Origin of the sequence: Sulfitobacter sp. 1A13421 (assembly GCF_043557285.1) — a bacterium.
Classification (GTDB): domain Bacteria; phylum Pseudomonadota; class Alphaproteobacteria; order Rhodobacterales; family Rhodobacteraceae; genus Sulfitobacter; species Sulfitobacter faviae.
Map to the genome: position 1 here is coordinate 40845 of NZ_JBIFFQ010000011.1, position 12528 is coordinate 53372.

10 protein-coding genes and 1 tRNA gene are annotated in these 12528 nt (G+C 62.3%); 1 reads left to right on the forward strand and 10 read right to left on the reverse strand.

All coding sequences use genetic code 11. From position 1 onward, the window contains the following. Positions 1 to 3: 3 nt before the first annotated feature. From queG to ACGYLI_RS15935, 8 genes are all read right to left on the reverse strand, one after another. Positions 4 to 1068, reverse strand: a complete 1065-nt coding sequence (gene queG, locus ACGYLI_RS15900; protein WP_394419860.1) for a tRNA epoxyqueuosine(34) reductase QueG — start codon at positions 1066 to 1068, stop codon at positions 4 to 6. Then, the gene (locus ACGYLI_RS15905; protein WP_067263858.1) at positions 1068 to 1736 is read right to left on the reverse strand and encodes a glutathione S-transferase family protein; all 669 of its coding nucleotides are present in this window, start codon (positions 1734 to 1736) and stop codon (positions 1068 to 1070) included. The genes queG and ACGYLI_RS15905 overlap by 1 nt, the downstream gene beginning before the upstream one ends. A gap of 58 nt (positions 1737 to 1794) precedes the next feature. Then, positions 1795 to 2523 carry a monofunctional biosynthetic peptidoglycan transglycosylase gene (gene mtgA, locus ACGYLI_RS15910; protein WP_168612441.1) on the reverse strand — a complete coding sequence of 243 codons (729 nt, stop codon included), beginning with the start codon at positions 2521 to 2523 and terminating at the stop codon, positions 1795 to 1797. A gap of 7 nt (positions 2524 to 2530) precedes the next feature. Further along, entirely contained in the window at positions 2531 to 3235 is a 705-nt protein-coding gene (locus ACGYLI_RS15915) for an SGNH/GDSL hydrolase family protein (protein WP_394419861.1), read from the reverse strand. Between the two features lie 108 nt (positions 3236 to 3343). After that, positions 3344 to 7876, reverse strand: coding sequence for a glutamate synthase large subunit (gene gltB / locus ACGYLI_RS15920; protein ID WP_394419862.1), 4533 nt, complete (start codon positions 7874 to 7876; stop codon positions 3344 to 3346). Positions 7877 to 8040: 164 nt separating this feature from the next. Next, positions 8041 to 9474, reverse strand: a complete 1434-nt coding sequence (locus ACGYLI_RS15925; protein WP_394419863.1) for an NAD(P)-dependent oxidoreductase — start codon at positions 9472 to 9474, stop codon at positions 8041 to 8043. A 159-nt stretch (positions 9475 to 9633) separates the two neighbouring features. Continuing rightward, the gene (locus tag ACGYLI_RS15930; RefSeq protein WP_271688732.1) at positions 9634 to 10440 is read right to left on the reverse strand and encodes an undecaprenyl-diphosphate phosphatase; all 807 of its coding nucleotides are present in this window, start codon (positions 10438 to 10440) and stop codon (positions 9634 to 9636) included. Then, positions 10440 to 11426 carry a complex I NDUFA9 subunit family protein gene (locus ACGYLI_RS15935; protein ID WP_394419864.1) on the reverse strand — a complete coding sequence of 329 codons (987 nt, stop codon included), beginning with the start codon at positions 11424 to 11426 and terminating at the stop codon, positions 10440 to 10442. Before ACGYLI_RS15935 ends, ACGYLI_RS15930 begins: the two co-directional genes overlap by 1 nt. 168 nt (positions 11427 to 11594) lie before the next feature. Here ACGYLI_RS15935 and ACGYLI_RS15940 point away from each other — a divergent pair. After that, positions 11595 to 11680, forward strand: a tRNA-Leu gene (locus ACGYLI_RS15940). 96 nt (positions 11681 to 11776) lie between these two features. On the opposite strand, the gene ACGYLI_RS15945 is transcribed toward ACGYLI_RS15940, so the two are convergent. Both ACGYLI_RS15945 and ACGYLI_RS15950 read right to left on the reverse strand, forming a co-directional pair. After that, a complete protein-coding gene (locus ACGYLI_RS15945) occupies positions 11777 to 12172 on the reverse strand; it encodes a PleD family two-component system response regulator (RefSeq protein ID WP_394419865.1) in 396 nt (131 codons plus the stop codon). A 74-nt stretch (positions 12173 to 12246) separates the two neighbouring features. Then, positions 12247 to 12426, reverse strand: a complete 180-nt coding sequence (locus ACGYLI_RS15950; RefSeq protein ID WP_168613435.1) for a hypothetical protein — start codon at positions 12424 to 12426, stop codon at positions 12247 to 12249. Positions 12427 to 12528 lie beyond the last annotated feature (102 nt).

The following is a 12528-nucleotide window of genomic DNA, read 5'->3' on the forward strand; positions in this document are numbered from 1 at the left end:
CTCCTATGCCAAACGCGCTGCCGCCCAACGCGCGGCTTCGGCCACGGTGGGGTCAGCGTCTTCGGTCAGAGATTGCGCTACGGGGCGCAGCCGCGCCAGCCCGGAATTGCCGATGGCATAAAGCACGTTGCGCACGAAACGATCCCGCCCGATCCGTTTGATCGGAGAGCCGGAATAGCGCGCGCGGAAGGCGGTATCATCAAGGCCCGCAAGCTCGGCCAGATCGGCGGGTTGCACCGCCGGACCGTGATAGCGCATATCGCTGGCCGCCACGGCGAATTTGTTCCACGGGCAAGCGGCAAGGCAATCGTCGCAGCCATAGATCCGGTTGCCCATCTTCTCGCGCAGGTCCAGATCGACCGGCCCTTTATGTTCGATCGTCAGATAGGAAATGCAGCGCCGTGCGTCGAGTTGATAGGGCGCGGGGAAGGCATCCGTTGGGCAAGCCTCAAGACAGGCCCGGCAAGAGCCGCAGTGGTCCACCTCCCGGTCGTCGGGCGGCAGATCGAGGGTGGTGAAAACAGAGCCTAAAAAAGCCCAATTGCCGAACTTCCGGCTAAGCAGGTTGGTGTGTTTGCCCTGCCAGCCGAGCCCCGCGGCCTGCGCGAGCGCCTTTTCCGGCACCGGGGCGGTATCGACGAAAACCTTCACCTCCGGATCGAGCGCGCGGGCCTCTTCCATCAGCCACCGCGCCAGCCGCTTCAGCCGTTTCTTGACGATATCGTGGTAATCGCGCCCCTGTGCGTAGACCGAAATCCCGCCCTTGTCGGGATGCTCCAACACCGCGCGGGGGTCATGTTCGGGGGTGTAGCTTTCGGCCAGCATGATGACGGACCGCGCCTCGGGCCAGAGGGCGGCGGGATTGCCGCGCCAATGCATTCGCTCTTCCATCCAGCCCATCTGTCCGTGAAACCCGGCCTCGACAAAGCGGGCGAGCCGTTCGGGCATTTCGGGCACGTCTTGGGGGCGACAAATGCGGCAGGCGACAAAGCCTTCCTCAAGCGCCCGGGCCACCACCCGCGCCTTCAGAGCCTCCGGCCCGATTTCGGCGCGGGGGGCGGCAGGCATCAGAAGTCGAGGTTGTTGTAATGCAGCGGAGGCGGGAAGCCCGGCAGTTGATCGGCGAGGATCGAGCGGAAAGCCGGGCGCGACTTGATCTTGGCGTACCAATCCTTGACCACGTCAGAGCGGTTCCAATCCACGTCCGAGATATAGTCGAGCGAGGACAGATGCGCGGCGGCGGCGAAATCGGCCAGCGTCATCACGTCGCCCGCCAGCCAGCGGCGGTGATCCAGCAGCCACGCCATGTAATCGAGGTGATATTTGATCGCCTTGGCCCCGGCCTTGACGTTCTTGCTGTCCGGGTAGCCCTGTTTGGTGACCTTCTTGTTGACCCGCTCATACAGCAGTTTCGAGGTCACCTCGTCATGGAATTTGTCGTCGAACCAACTGACCAAACGTCGCACTTCCAAGCGCTGCACCGGGTCACTGGGCAGCAAAGACGCCTCGGGGCGGGTCTCTTCGATATATTCACAGATCGCGGCGCTTTCCGCCATCATGATCCCGTCGAGCCGCAGCACAGGCACCTTGCCCGCCGGGTTGCGGCGCAGGAAATCGGGGTCTTGTTCCCAATAGCGCTCCTCGACCAGTTCCACCTCGATCTTCTTCTCCCCAAGGCTAAGCCGCACCTTGCGACAGAAGGGGGACAAGGGAACGTGAAACAAGCGAGCCGTCATATAAAGTCCGTGTGGTTAAAGGGATTGCACTCTTCCATGCCTGCTGGCGGAGGGATTTTCAACTCTCGAAACAGGCGGCGCGACCGTCCGCGCGGATGGTCGCCGCCCCGTCCATGATCTGCGCCGTACGCTTGCGGGTAAAGTCACCGGGGCGCGAGGCGGAACGCTCTTTCGGGTCGGGCAGGATCGCGGCAAGGCGGGCGGCCTGCGTGGCGCTCAGGTCTGCCGCCGCGACGCCAAAGTAATGCGGCGCCGCCGCACCAACGCCAAAGACACCTTCGTCGAACTCGGCCACATTCAGATAGACCTCGATGATCCGCCGCTTGGGCCAGAGGGTTTCGACCAGCGGGGTCATCCCGGCCTCAAGCGCTTTGCGCAGCCACGACCGGCCATGCCAGAGGTAGACGTTCTTGACCGTCTGCTGGCTGATCGTCGACGCCCCGCGGGCCGACCCGTTTTCGATCGCGGTCCGGATCGCCTGCATGTCAAAGCCCCAATGATTGCAGAAATTCGCATCCTCCGCCGCCACGGCGGCGCGGGCCATCACGGGGGCGATCTGTTCCAGCGGCACCCAGTCCCGCTGCACCCCGCCCAAACGGCGCGATTCCGAGAACATGTAGAAACCCGTGGGTGGATTGACGAAGCGGAATAGCAGCACCAACAGCACCGCCAAGAGAAAGGCCAGCGCCAAGGCGCGCAAGGCCCAACGGCGCGCGCGTTTCTTGAGCGAGGGGCTGCTCTTGCTCGATTTCTTACCCTTGGGGGCGGTCTTTTTCCGTGTCGCCATAGATCAGCTATAGGCCGTCTGCGGGATTTTGTGAACGGCTCTCACGCGCGGTGATCTCTTGCGCGAGGTAGGCCCCGATCCGGGCAGAGCCTTGGGCCGAGGGGTGCACATTGTCGCGAGCGAAGAGCCCGCGATCCCCCCGGTCGATCACATCTTCGGAATCGACGAAATGGACCCCGGGGCGGTTCGCGGCGAAGCGCGCGATGCGGGATTCGATTTCGACCAGATCATCACGGCAGCCCGCGAAGGCGCCCGAACCGGAGCCTGCGTAATAGCCCATCCACATGACCTGCGCGCCGGTCTGGGCGCGAAGACGTTGCAGGAAGGCAGGGATGCTGCCGCTTTGACCATCCGGCGCGATCAACGCATTGACAGCGGCCCCGCAGGCGCCACAGCCGCAATCGGCGTTCAGGTCATTCGCGCTGCCATTGACCACCACCCAGTTCCAGCGCCCGCCGGGGAACTGCTGCTGGATGTCAAAGCCGACGGCAGAGGCCACGGTCGAGGCATTGTCGAACTGAGCGCCCGGCACGGCGCGGCTGGTGACAATGCGGCCAGTTTGGTTTGCAATGACATCAGGGATGGCGCGGCCCCCGTTCCACGCCATGATGGAATCGCCCAAGACGAGGATGTCACCCCCGCCGCGCGGGGCGGTGTCGGTGCAAGCGGCAAGGCCGGTGACTAGGGCGAGGGCGATCAGAATTTTATGCATGGAGTCCTCCGATGCGGAGGAGGTAGCGCATCCCGTTCCGTCTACCACCCCGGCCCGGAAGCAAGCCGATGGCCCTCCCCGCGCGACCGGAGCCGCGCGGGGCAAAGGTTACTCCGCCGGAACCGCCGCCTCTTCCACGCTGAGCGGCGCGGGCAGATGCACCAACATCTCCTTCGGGCAAACCTGCAAGAAGTTGTGCTTCTCGGTCTCCCAATGCTGAAGGATATCGGCGGCCTTGCGGCTCTTGGTCTCGGCGACATGGCGTTCCAGCAGACCGTGCAACTGATCGAGCCAATGATCGACGCTGACCGGGCATGTCACGATGGTTTCGGCGTTCATCAACTTATGGGCCGAGCCTTCGGGATCATAGAGATAGGCCATCCCCCCGGTCATCCCGGCAGCGAAGTTCGCGCCGATTTCACCAAGGATCACCGCCACACCGCCGGTCATATATTCGCACCCGTTGCTGCCGCAGCCTTCGATCACCACATGCGCGCCCGAGTTGCGCACCGCAAAACGCTCGCCCGCCCGGCCCGCGGCAAAGAGGTATCCCCCCGTCGCGCCATAGAGCACCGTGTTGCCGATGATCGTATTCTCCGACGCCACCACCGGGCTCGCCATCGAAGGCCGCACCACGATCGTGCCGCCCGACAGACCCTTGCCGACATAGTCGTTCGCATCGCCCGAGACTTCAAGCTTGAGCCCCGGCGCCGCGAAGGCCCCCAGCGACTGCCCAGCCGAGCCGGTCAGCTTCACCGTCAGGTGGTCCGGCTGCAGCGAATTGCGCATCCCGAAGCGTTTGACGATATGGCTCGACACCCGCGTGCCGACGGTCCGGTGCGTGTTTTGGACGGCATAGGACAGTTGCATCTTCTCACCGTCCTCAAGGAAGCGCGCGGCATCGCGGACGATCTGCGCGTCCAGCGTGTCGAGCACGACCTGACGCGGCTTGTCGCGGTCATAGACGTTCTCATTCGCGCCATCGACGGTGATCAACAGCGGGTTCAGATCCAGATCATCAAGGTGCGCCGAGCCTCGGCTGACCTGCGTCAGCAGGTCCGCACGGCCGATGACCTCATCAAGGCTGCGCGCCCCGATGGAGGCGAGAATTTCCCGCACCTCCTGTGCGTAGAAGGTGATGAGGTTCACGACCTTATCCGCATTGCCGGTGAACTTGCCGCGCAGCGCTTCGTCCTGCGTGCAGACGCCGACGGGGCAGGTGTTGGACTGGCACTGGCGCACCATGATGCAGCCCATGGCGATGAGTGCGGCGGTGCCGATGCCATATTCTTCGGCCCCCATCATCGCCGCCATGACGATGTCGCGCCCGGTGCGCAGCCCGCCGTCGGTGCGCAGGGTCACCCGGTCGCGCAGGTTGTTCATCGACAGAACCTGATGCGCTTCGGTGAGGCCCATCTCCCACGGCAGACCCGCATATTTGATCGAGGTCGCAGGCGATGCCCCAGTGCCGCCGTTATGGCCCGAGATCAGGATGATGTCGGCCTTGGCCTTGGCCACGCCCGCCGCGATCGTGCCGACGCCACTCGAAGCGACGAGCTTCACCGTCACCTTGCAGCGCGGGTTGATCTGCTTGAGGTCGTAGATCAGCTGCGCGAGATCTTCGATCGAGTAGATGTCATGGTGGGGCGGGGGCGAGATCAGGGTCACGCCCTTGGTCGAATGGCGCAGCCGCGCGATCAGGTCGGTGACCTTCATACCCGGAAGCTGGCCGCCCTCACCGGGTTTGGCGCCCTGTGCGACCTTGATCTCCAACTCTTCGCACTGGTTCAGATACTCCGCCGTCACACCAAAGCGACCCGAGGCGACTTGCTTGATCTTGGCCGAGGGATTGTCACCATTGGCCTCAGGCACGAAATGCGCCGGATCTTCGCCGCCTTCGCCGCTGTCGGATTTGGCGCCGATGCGGTTCATCGCCACGTTCAGCGTCTTGTGCGCCTCGGGCGACAGCGCCCCCAGCGACATGCCCGGCGTTACGAAACGCTTGCGGATTGAGGTGATGCTTTCCACCTCCTCCAACGGCACCGGGTTGCCGCGCGGCTTGATGTCCAAAAGGTCGCGCAGATGGATCGGCGGATTGCTCTGCATCTTTTTCGAATACTGCTGCCACATCTGGTAGGACGCTTTGTTGCAGGCCATTTGCAGCATGTGCATGCTGCTCGCCTCCCAAGCGTGTTTCTCACCCGAGCGGCGCAGCTTGTAGAAGCCACCGATGGGCATCACGACACCGTCGCCCTGCCAGCCCTTGGCGTGAACTTCCTCGGCCTTGCGCTGGATGCCAACGACACCGATGCCCGAGATGCGGCTGGTCATACCGGGGAAGTATTCGGCACACATGGCACGGGACAGACCGACCGCCTCGAAGTTCAGACCGCCGCGATAGGACGAGATCACGGAAATCCCCATCTTCGCCATGATCTTGAGCAGACCTTGGTCAATCGCCTCACGGTATTTCTGCACCGCCTGCGTCAGGGTCATGTCCAGCAGACCGCGCTCAATCCGGTCGGCGAGTGAATCCTCGGCCAGATAGGCGTTCACCACGGTCGCACCGCAGCCCACCAGCACGGCGAAGTAATGCGGATCGACACATTCGGCAGAGCGCACGTTGAGCGAGGTAAAGGTCCGCAACCCCTTGCGCACGAGGTGGCTGTGCACCGCGCTGGTGGCAAGGATCATCGGCATCGCCACGTGGTCAGCACCGCTGTGCTGATCGGTCAGCACCAGATGCCCCGCGCCCGAGCGCACGGCGTCTTCCGCCTCGGCCCGGATGCGCGCCAGACCGGCGCTCAGGTTGCCGTTACCGGGCTCGAAGGTGCAGTCGATGGTGACGGTATGCACTTTGAACTGGGCCATCAGCTCATCGAACTGCGCATTGCCCACAAAGGGGCTGTCGAGCACGATGATCTCGGTCTGGGAGCTGTCTTCGTCGAGCACGTTCTTAAGGTTGCCGAACCGTGTCTTGAGGCTCATCACCCGGAATTCGCGCAAGGAATCGATCGGCGGGTTGGTGACTTGGCTGAAGTTCTGGCGGAAGAAATGGCTCAGTGGGCGGTACTGGCCGCTGAGCACCGCCGAAGGCGTGTCGTCGCCCATCGAGGCCAGCGTTTCCTTGCCGTCCTCGGCCATCGGCGCGAGGATCTGTTCCAGCTCTTCGATGGTATAGCCCGCGGCCACCTGACGGCGGCGCAACTCGGCCCCTTCGAACAGCGGTTTTTCGGTGACACCGGCAAGGACACCATCCATCTCGGTGATCTTGCCGACCCATTCGCCGAAGGGCTGGTTGGCGGCTAGTTTGTCTTTGATTTCAGTATCATGGAAGAGTTTGCCCTCTGCCATATCCACCGCGATGATCTGGCCGGGGCCAAGCGCGCCCTTGGCCACGACGCGCGCCTCGTCCAGCGGCACCATCCCGGCTTCGGAACCGGCGATCAACATGCCGTCGGACGTCTCCACATAGCGCATCGGGCGGAGGCCGTTCCGGTCAAGCCCGGCGCAGACCCAGCGGCCATCGGTCATCGCCAAGGCGGCGGGGCCGTCCCAAGGCTCCATGACGGAGTTGCAGTAGGAATACATGTCGCGCCACGCCTGCGGCAGTTCCACAGCCTGTTTGGACCAGGATTCCGGCACCAACATCGTCTTGGCCATCGGCGCGGAGCGGCCCGCGCGCACGAGCACTTCGAACACGGAATCAAGCGCCGCGGAGTCGCTGGAGCCGGAGGCCACGATCGGCTTGATGTCCTCGGCCATCTCGCCAAAGGTCGCGCTCGCCATGCGGATCTCATGGCTCTTCATCCAGTTCATATTGCCCTTGAGGGTGTTGATCTCACCATTATGGGCCAACATGCGGAAGGGCTGCGCCAGCCACCACTGCGGGAAAGTGTTGGTGGAATAGCGCTGGTGATAGATCGCGAAGGCGCTGATGAATTTGTCGTCCTTCAGGTCGGGATAGAACTCCGCCACCTGTTCGGCCAGCATCATGCCCTTGTAGATGATCGAACGGCAGGACATCGAAGCGATATACATCTGCGGCACCTGCGCCGCGATGGCGGCTTTCTCGATGCGGCGGCGGATCACGTAGAGCTCACGCTCAAATGTCTCTTCATCCACGCCCTTGGCGTTGGAGATCAGGATCTGCTCAATCTCGGGCCGGGTCGCATTGGCCTTTTCACCCAGCACCGAGATGTCGACCGGCACATGGCGCCAGCCATAGATGTAGTAGCCCATGCGGAGCACTTCGGTCTCCACGATGGTTCGGCAAGTCTCTTGCGCTGCAAAATTGGTGCGCGGCAGGAAAACCTGACCCACCGCGATCAACTCATCCTCGCGCGGGGTGTGGCCGGTGCGGCGGACTTGCTCATAGAAGAAGGGCACGGGGATCTGAACATGGATGCCCGCGCCGTCGCCGGTCATGCCGTCGGCGTCGACCGCGCCGCGGTGCCAGATCGCCTTGAGCGCGTTGATCCCGTTGACCACGACCTCGCGGGTCTTTTCGCCGTTGATGTTGACCACAAGGCCCACGCCGCAGGAGGAATGCTCTTCCTCGAAACTATACATGCCCTTTTCGGCCATCATCGCGCGTTTGGCTTCTTCGCGGGCCACCCAGGCGTCATCATATTTGGTCATGGCTTGGTTCCTTCCACAAACGCCGCAAATCCTGCTTTGACTTGGGCCTTGGTTTTGTTCTCGTGCGCGCTGGCAAAGGCAGGGCCGTCGGGCGTCACGTCTATTTCACTCTTGGTCGCGGGCAGCGCCGCAGGGCGCGGGGCGGCAGGGCCGCCCCGATACCATCACTCCGCCGCGATGCGCTGCGCGCCGTTGAAATCGTCAAGGATGGCCTGCGCGCAGTCGCGCCCGTCCTTGATCGCCCAAACCACAAGGCTCGCCCCGCGCACGATGTCGCCCACGGCATAGACCCCGTCGAGCGCGGTGGCCCCGGTGACGTAATCGGCCTTGATCGTGCCCCAGCGGTTGACCGGCAGCTCCGGCTCGTTCCAAAGCGTCGGCAGGTCTTCGGGCTCAAAGCCGAGGGCCATAATCACCATGTCGGCGTCTTCGACATAGTCGGCGCCTTCGATCACCTCGGGCGACTGGCGCCCGGTCACGTCAGGCGCGCCGAGGCGCATCTTTTGGACCATCACACCGGTCACCGGATCGCCGACGAAGCCCTTGGGCGCGCTCAGCCATTCAAAGATCACGCCCTCTTCCTCGGCGTTTTGCACTTCGCGCTGACTGCCCGGCATATTGGCCCGGTCGCGGCGGTAGAGGCATTTGACGCTTTCCGCACCCTGACGGATCGAGGTGCGCACGCAGTCCATCGCCGTGTCGCCGCCGCCGATCACGACAACCTTCTTGCCCGCGGCGTTCAGACGGCCGTTTTCGAATTCTTCGACCGTGTCGCCAAAACTCTTGCGGTTGGAGGCGGTGAGGAAGTCGATCGCCCGTTCCACGCCGAAACCACCCACACCGGGGGCTTCGATCTCACGGGTTTTGTAGACGCCGGTCGCGATGATCACGGCATCATGCTTGCCCCGGATCGCGCCAAAGCTGATGTCGACACCGACATCGCAGTTCAACTCAAAGGTCACGCCACCTTCGGCAAGCTGCGCATTGCGGCGCTCAACCACGTCTTTCTCAAGCTTGAAGCCGGGGATGCCATAGGTCAGCAAGCCGCCCGCCCGGTCGTAGCGGTCATAGATGGTGACCTGCACGCCCGCGCGGCGCAGCATATCCGCCGCCGCCAGACCGCCCGGGCCCGCGCCGATGATGCCGACACTTTCGGGCCGCTCTTCGCGCGGGGCGGCGGGTTTGACCCAGCCCTGCTCCCAAGCGGTGTCGGTGATGTATTTCTCGATCGAGCCGATGGTGACGGTGCCATGGCCCGACTGTTCGATCACGCAGTTGCCTTCGCAGAGGCGGTCCTGCGGGCAGATACGGCCACAGATCTCGGGGAAGGTATTGGTCGCCTGGCTGATCTCATAGGCTTCTTGCAGACGCCCCTCGGCGGTCAGGCGCAGCCAGTCGGGGATGTTGTTGTGCAGGGGGCAATGGGTTTGGCAGTAGGGCACGCCGCATTGGCTGCACCGGCTCGATTGCTCGGCCGCTTTTGCATCCGCATATTCGGCGTAAATTTCATCGAAATCCGTCCGGCGCAAATCGGGCGGGCGTTTTTCGGGCATATCCCGCGCAACGTCTGTAAATTTTAGCATGACCTGCTTCGCCATATACCCGTTCCTTCGACAAATTCCGTCAGAAGGCTCGTATACGAAAGCGTCAAAGTAAATAAAAGCCAGCAATGCTGACCTATTTACTTCTTTCCGAGCAAATGAGCGGCTCGGCAATCATTTTTATGCATCATTTAAGGTCCGATGCGGACCTACCTACTAAAACCCAGCCCAAAGCGCGAGGATAACCACCCCACCCACAAGGATTCGCCACCATCCGAAAAGCGCATATCCATAGCGGCTGATGTAATCGAGCACCCAACGCACCACGAAAACGGCAGAGATAAAGGCCATGGCGAAGCCCACGGCAATCTCGCCCATGGCCGAGGCATCCAGCACATCGCGGTTCTTATAGATGTCATAGGCGAAAGCGCCCGCCATCGTCGGCATCGACAGAAAGAAGGAGAATTCCGCCGCCGCCCGCTTACTGGCGCCCAGCAACAGGGCGCCAACGATTGTCGCCCCCGAACGCGAGGTGCCCGGCACCATGGCGAGGCATTGGATCACGCCGATCTTGAAGGCCATCGAGAGCGGGAATTTGGTCGCATCGGAATGGGTCGGCGCAGGGGCGATGCGGTCGACGACCAACAGGACCACCCCGCCCAACACCAGCATGACAGCAATCAGCAAGGGCGTCTCGAAAAGGACTGTTTTGATGAAGTCATGCGCCAAAACGCCGATCACGACCGCTGGCAGAAAGGCCAGAAGCACGGACCAGATGAACCGCCGCGCCTGCGGATCATGCGGCGCGGCCGAGAAGACCGCCCAAAGCCGCGCGGAATAGACCGTGAGGATCGCCAGCACCGCGCCCAATTGGATCACGACCTCAAAGGTCCGTCCGGCGCTTTCGAAACCCAGAAAATGACCGGCCAACAAAAGATGCCCGGTCGAAGATACGGGGATGAACTCTGTCAGCCCCTCCAGCAAACCCAGAAAGGCGGCGATCAGAGTGGTCGATTGTTCCATTATCCCTGCCGCAGGTTACGTGCCGATGCTTTGATGGCGTCATATTGCCCCGAGGGCCGGAACCGCCAGAGATAGTCGGGGAGCACCGCATCCATCGCGGTGGGGGTGATGTCAAGCTCGGCAAAGCCGCGCGCGTCTTCCGCTACGACATTGTCCTTGCGCAGGTTCTTGACCTGATCGCGGGTCAGCATCTTGTTGGTGAACAGCCCAAAGGTAGCCGTCTGCACCATGTCGAAACCAAAGGCGACGATCTTGGCAAGGAACCACGGCATGTTGAGCACCAGACGACGGCGGTGAATCACCTTGAGCATGCGCTGCATCAACCCGCGGAAGGTATCCACATCGGGGCCGCCGAGTTCATAGACGCCCGAAGGGACCTGCCCCTCCAGTGCTTTTTCCGCCGCCTTGGCCACGTCATCGACGAACACGGGCTGGAACCGGGTCGAGGCCCCGGCGACCGGCAGGATCGGGCCGGTGCGGGTCATGCCTGCAAAACGGTTAAAGAATTCGTCCTCTGGCCCGAACATGATCGAGGGGCGCAGGATCACGGCATGGGGCATATGTTTGAGAATGGCAGCCTCGCCCTCGCCTTTGGTGCGGGCATAGTCGCTTTCGGCCTCCATATCCGCGCCGATAGCAGAGACATGGACGAAATGACCGATCCCTTCGGCGGCGGCCATGCGCGCGATACGCTCGGCCCCTTCGGATTGCACGGCGTCAAAGCTGTTCTTGCCGGTCTCGACCAGAATGCCCACGCAGTTCACCACCGCATCCGCGCCGCGCAGCGCGTCGGCCACGGAGCCATCGTTGCGGATGTTGCACAAAACAGGTTCGACCTGGCCGACCACACCATAGGTCCGCACAAAGAGCGCCTCGTTGGGATGGCGCACTGCCACCCGCACCCGCCAACCAGCTCTGGCCATGCGATACGCGATATAGCGTCCGACAAACCCCGAACCGCCATAAATCGTGACCAGCTTAGACATTCTGCCGCTCCTGTAGATAAATTCTCTGACAGGATGTACCTGCGCACCGCCCCTGTCACAAGGCCAAACCCCCGGTTGCAGCGCCTCGGGTGCAGGATTTTCCGATTTTCGCACAAATTGCGATTGACAGTCACCCGGCTGAGCCTTAGAGCACCCCACACGATACGTGCCCAGGTGGCGGAATGGTAGACGCGCTAGCTTCAGGTGCTAGTACTGGCAACGGTGTGGAGGTTCGAGTCCTCTCCTGGGCACCATATTCCCCGACAGATGATTGACTAAAGATCAGGCCTTAAACGGCCTCGACGCACCACCCCTTCGGGGGCGCTTAGCCACGCCGGTCACGCACGGCCCTATTGGACGCGGACACCCGCATTTTGCAGGCAAAGCTGTAGCCGCGTAGCAAGCTCGGTCAAGCTGAAAGGCTTTTTCAAACAATCGCTTGCCCCCGCCGCCAAAGCGCGGCGTAGCAGATCGGCGTCTTTCCGGGTCGAGATCATGACGACCGGGATGCCCCGATAGAACGGCAGGCCCCTGACATGGCTACAGAACTCAAGCCCATCCATCGCGGGCATCATGAAATCGGTGATGATCACATCCGTCGCGATCCGCTCCTGAGCCAGCGCGACCAGAGCTTGGGCGGGGCAGCCATAATCTGCCACGCATGAGAACCCGACCTCGGCGAGAGACGCTTGGATGAACTGTCGCGCGATTTCAGAATCGTCGATAACGATAGCATTCCAGTTCATCACGCCCCGCCTTACACTTTAATCACGCCCCAAGGGCCACCCTAGTGGTGCGAGACTTAATATGACGTGAATGCTTAAATGCGTTTGCCGACGAACATCGCCGAGTCGGAACGCACGCAGGCGATCTCACCCCTTTGCCAGATAAGCTCCCCCTGTGCGGTCGCGTATTTGCCCATGCTGACGCAGGCGGTGATCGGGGTGATTTCGGTAACGGCTTGTGCGGCGTCGAAACTGTTGCTGAACTGAATGGACATGGCTTGTGCTCCTGAGTTGACTTGCCTCAACCTTCACACATCTCGCCACCCAATGCCTGCTGGCGTCGGGATAAGCGCCCTATTCTAAGGTATAGAGCGCCC

Bases quoted from the DNA above. Each gene is read 5' to 3' on its own strand.
- ACGYLI_RS15950 (WP_168613435.1), bottom strand. From the start codon at position 12,426: ATGTCCATTCAGTTCAGCAACAGTTTCGACGCCGCACAAGCCGTTACC.
- ACGYLI_RS15935 (WP_394419864.1), bottom strand. From the start codon at position 11,426: ATGTCTAAGCTGGTCACGATTTATGGCGGTTCGGGGTTTGTCGGACGC.
- mtgA (WP_168612441.1), bottom strand. From the start codon at position 2,523: ATGGCGACACGGAAAAAGACCGCCCCCAAGGGTAAGAAATCGAGCAAG.
- ACGYLI_RS15930 (WP_271688732.1), bottom strand. From the start codon at position 10,440: ATGGAACAATCGACCACTCTGATCGCCGCCTTTCTGGGTTTGCTGGAG.
- ACGYLI_RS15915 (WP_394419861.1), bottom strand. From the start codon at position 3,235: ATGCATAAAATTCTGATCGCCCTCGCCCTAGTCACCGGCCTTGCCGCT.
- ACGYLI_RS15925 (WP_394419863.1), bottom strand. From the start codon at position 9,474: ATGGCGAAGCAGGTCATGCTAAAATTTACAGACGTTGCGCGGGATATG.
- queG (WP_394419860.1), bottom strand. From the start codon at position 1,068: ATGCCTGCCGCCCCCCGCGCCGAAATCGGGCCGGAGGCTCTGAAGGCG.
- ACGYLI_RS15905 (WP_067263858.1), bottom strand. From the start codon at position 1,736: ATGACGGCTCGCTTGTTTCACGTTCCCTTGTCCCCCTTCTGTCGCAAG.
- gltB (WP_394419862.1), bottom strand. From the start codon at position 7,876: ATGACCAAATATGATGACGCCTGGGTGGCCCGCGAAGAAGCCAAACGC.
- ACGYLI_RS15945 (WP_394419865.1), bottom strand. From the start codon at position 12,172: ATGAACTGGAATGCTATCGTTATCGACGATTCTGAAATCGCGCGACAG.